General features: G+C 36.5%; 5 protein-coding genes. 4 read left to right on the top strand and 1 reads right to left on the bottom strand.

Annotated features, from left to right (window positions below; all coding sequences use genetic code 11):
- Window positions 1-528 precede the first annotated feature (528 nt).
- From H6G97_RS46675 to H6G97_RS46660, 4 genes are all read left to right on the top strand, one after another.
- Window positions 529-2235, top strand: a complete 1707-nt coding sequence (locus tag H6G97_RS46675; protein ID WP_190947186.1) for a hypothetical protein — start codon at window positions 529-531, stop codon at window positions 2233-2235.
- Between the two features lie 332 nt (window positions 2236-2567).
- Complete coding sequence (locus H6G97_RS46670; RefSeq protein ID WP_190947185.1) at window positions 2568-2750, top strand: hypothetical protein; 183 nt, start codon at window positions 2568-2570, stop codon at window positions 2748-2750.
- 127 nt (window positions 2751-2877) lie between these two features.
- Window positions 2878-3486: a hypothetical protein gene (locus H6G97_RS46665; protein ID WP_190947184.1), complete on the top strand. Its 609-nt coding sequence runs from the start codon at window positions 2878-2880 to the stop codon at window positions 3484-3486.
- A gap of 158 nt (window positions 3487-3644) precedes the next feature.
- Complete coding sequence (locus tag H6G97_RS46660) at window positions 3645-3887, top strand: hypothetical protein (protein WP_190947183.1); 243 nt, start codon at window positions 3645-3647, stop codon at window positions 3885-3887.
- A gap of 40 nt (window positions 3888-3927) precedes the next feature.
- Here H6G97_RS46660 and H6G97_RS52035 read toward each other — a convergent pair.
- Window positions 3928-4146: hypothetical protein (locus tag H6G97_RS52035; protein ID WP_206759175.1), on the bottom strand; the 219-nt coding region annotated here is incomplete at its 5' end.

The following is a 4146-nucleotide window of genomic DNA, read 5'->3' as shown; positions in this document are numbered from 1 at the left end:
GTATCAAGCGTTTAAGTTTTTAAGTTACCTTGTATCAACGCTTATGTCTGCGTCATTTTGCCGCTTTTGCCAAAATTTTTGTAGGCTCTTATTTTGGCAGAGGTATTGGTAGTGTGCACAAAACCTTCGAGGAGTATTGCCGTGAGCGTTTTAGTTTTGAGCGCCGTTATCCGTACAGGTAATTTCAACCACACCGAGACGAATTGGCACGCTTGAAAAGCGCAAATGCATTATTTACAAGGGTTTCATCACTTTGGAAAAACGTAGGCTAATGAAGCAACGATGGCGCAAGCGCCCGCCAACTCTTGGAGACGCAATGCGTTCGGCATCGCAAACTGAGAGTTCCAGATTATTTTGATTCCCGACCTTAAAACTATTAATTTTCTAAACCTCTTATCAGGCAACTATTTCAGCTTTTTTTAGTGCCATTCGACAATAATACTTTAATGTACAGGGATGTGAAAATTTACCCCAACTTTGGTATTCTAGGAATTAAAGAATGAGAAAATTGTCTGAAAAAATTAGATTATGTCACACGAATCCATTCTTGATAGAATAACACGCAAATCTAACTTAGTTTCGTTTAAGTTGGAAGACATTCGACTTCAAGTGGAGAATAATGAAGTTGCTGATGTTACAGTTAACTTGGATTATATCGATGGGCTGAACTCAAGTGAATTAAAAAATGTCGTCCCCATTGCTAATAATATCAAAGATTACCTGACTAATTATCTAAATAATCCTAATGACTTATTTGAAGTTATCAATCGCAATTTCACGGAAGAACTACTAACTGATGATAATCTAGGGCTTTCTCAGGTGCTAGACTCTTTAAGTTTGAATCTAGATGTGTCACCAAAAATTATTCCTTTCCAATTTGACAGTACAAATACTCGTACCCCAAATGGGAACATAAACGATATTATTTCATTTCGTTTAGAAGACATTACATCTCCAATTGATGGTGGTATAGTTGCCGATATAACTGTTAATTTAGATTATGTTGATGGAATTGACTCAAGTGTATTTAAAGATGTCATACCCATCGGTAATTACATTAAAGATTTCTTGGCAAATTATCCAGTAGAAGTAGGTCTTTATGAAGTTCTCAATCGCGACCTTACCCAAGGATTACTAAATGATAGCAATATAGGACTATCTGGGGTATTGGACTCATTAAGCGTTAATCTAGATGTGTCACCAAAAATTATTCCTTTCCAATTTGACAGCACAAATACTCGTACCCCAAATGGGAACATAAACGATATTATTTCATTTCGTTTAGAAGATATTATATCTCCAATTGATGGTGGTATAGTTGCCGATGTCACTGTTAATTTAGATTATGTTGATGGAATTGACTCAAGTGTATTTAAAGATGTCATACCCATCGGTAATTACATTAAAGATTTCTTGGCAAATTATCCAGTAGAAGCAGGTCTTTATGAAGTTCTCAATCGCGACCTTACCCAAAGATTACTAAATGATAGCAATATAGGACTATCTGGGGTATTGGACTCATTAAGCGTTAATCTGGATGTGTCACCAAAAATTATTCCTTTCCAATTTGACAGCACAAATACTCGTACCCCAAATGGGAACATAAACGATATTATTTCATTTCGTTTAGAAGATATTATATCTCCAATTGATGGTGGTATAGTTGCTGATGTCACTGTTAATTTAGATTATGTTGATGGAATTGACTCAAGTGTATTTAAAGATGTCATACCCATCGGTAATTACATTAAAGATTTCTTGGCAAATTATCCAGTAGAAGCAGGTCTTTATGAAGTTCTCAATCGCGACCTTACCCAAGGATTACTAAATGATAGCAATATAGGACTATCTGGGGTATTGAACTCATTAAGCGTTAATCTGGATGTGTCACCAAAAATTATTCCTTTCCAATTTGACACCACAATTACCCGCACAGCCAATAGTGATATTAACGATATTGTCTCATTTCAATTAGAAGATATTTTACTTTCTATTGATAGTGCTAGTGTTACTGATGTCGCCGTCAACTTGGATTATATCAATGGAATTGACCCAAGCGCCTTCAAAGATGTCATCCCCCTTGGTAACTTCATTGAAGATTATCTCACAAATTATTCTCATCCCAATGACTCTTTTGAAGTCGTAAACAACAATTTAGGCAATGCATTACTAACTGATTCTAATCTAGGACTTTCCTCGGTGCTAGACTCACTAACTGTTACGTTAGGTGCATGACCTAGTGTTATTCCTTTTCAATTTAAAAGTACTCTTACCCTTACCCCAATTGGGACTACAGTCTTTGGACGAAGCGAATTTACCACAGTTTTGTGATAGTACAAAGAAAATTGATAAGTTGTTAATGCATTTGTATCTGTAAATAAGTATTGGTTAGCTTGTAATAACCTAGCGTGGCAAAACTTACTAGAGAAGAGTAGAAATCCTGTAATCTTGACCTTGTAGGGAAATAATGGTGCAAAAACTTGGCAAGGAAAAGTCTAAAACCAGAGGCAACATCGTTTGAAGTACTCGATTGTGTTCAAAAAAAATGTCCTTCGTGCGGTCAAGCAATGTGGAATGAATACAATAATCCTCGACATATAAGAACGTTAAATGGGGTAGTAGAACTACAGCTAAAAATTCGTCGATGTCAAAATCAGTCATGTCTGCGGTATAAAAAAGCATATCGACCAGAGCAAGAAGGGTCACTCGCTCTACCACAGAACGAATTTGGTTTGGATGTGATTTTATAAGGAGCATTACGCTACCAGGAACATAGAAGTGTTCCCGAAATACACACTCACCTTGAATTAAAGGGTATATGTATAAGGTAAGCGTTCGGTCACGCACCTAATTGACAGATATGACGAGTTACTTTCTTTGTGGCTAAAAGACCATAAAAGGTTAGAAGCAATATTTAAAAATCAAGGACGGGTGATATTAGCGATTGATGGGATGCAGCCAGAAATTGGACATGAGGTATTATGGGTAATTCGAGATTGCTTATCAGGAGAAATAATACTAGCTAAAACCTTATTATCATCAAGGAATGAAGATTTAGCAGCATTATTATTAGAAGTAATTAATACCCTAAATGTACCAATTGATGGAGCTGTTAGTGATGGACAACAATCAATTCGCAAAGCTGTTGGGTTAGCATTACCTAGTATTGCTCATGGTTTATGTCATTATCATTACCTGAAAGAAGCGATTAAACCCATATATGAGGCAGATAGACATGCAAAAAAGGAATTGAAAAAAAAAGTTAGAGGATTACGAGACATTGAACGTAGTGTTACCAATGAAGATAAGGATTTGGTGACTATTATTGAAGATTATTGCTCGGCAGTGCGTAGTTCTATAACCAATGATGGTCATCCACCATTAGAGGCATCTGGGTTAAAGTTACAAGAAAATTTGACGTTGATAGAGCAAAGCTTAGAACGGATGGAAAAAAAAGTGCTTTACCACCACATGCAGTCAACCTAAAACACCTGATAGCTAAGGGATTATCTGCGACTGCATCTTTATTTTCACCTGTTATAGTTGCATATCAGTGGATTGATAAAGCTAGTAATATTCTCAATAATAAAATAGGTCTTGATGCTGCTGGAGTTAAACCAAGTTATCAGGAACTATTAACAGAAATGTCCCATAAAAAGCAGAAGGCTGGTACACTTAGTATCGCAATAGATAACTTTATAAAAACCACTCATAACTACTGGTCTGGACTTTTTCATTGTTATGAAATTGAAGATTTTCCCAGAACTAATAATGACTTAGAACATGCTTTTGGTATGCTACGTCATCATCAACGTCGTTGTACTGGTCGTAAGGTTGCCCCCTCATCTCTCGTTATTCGTGGTTCTGTCAAACTTGCTTGTGCGTAGGCGTAGCCCGTCGTAGACATCGCTACTAAACTTCATTCCTTTACCGCATCTGATTTAGCACAAGTTGATATTCATACTTGGCTCGAATTACGCTCTCAATTGCAAAAACATCACGCATTGCCAGAATTGAACAATAAGCTAATCGGCACTTAAGTTGCATAATAAGAAGAGGAAGTCGTTTAAAAGCAACTATGCCACCAGCAGCTAAAAACTTTTTAACGTCGGAGCAAGTCAGTAAGCTACAGGAAGGTCTAAAAGA

The sequence above is a fragment of the Nostoc flagelliforme FACHB-838 genome (assembly GCF_014698065.1).
Taxonomy (GTDB): domain Bacteria; phylum Cyanobacteriota; class Cyanobacteriia; order Cyanobacteriales; family Nostocaceae; genus Nostoc; species Nostoc flagelliforme_B.
Note: the sequence above shows the minus strand (reverse complement) of the source record. Positions and strands in the feature narration are given on the sequence as shown.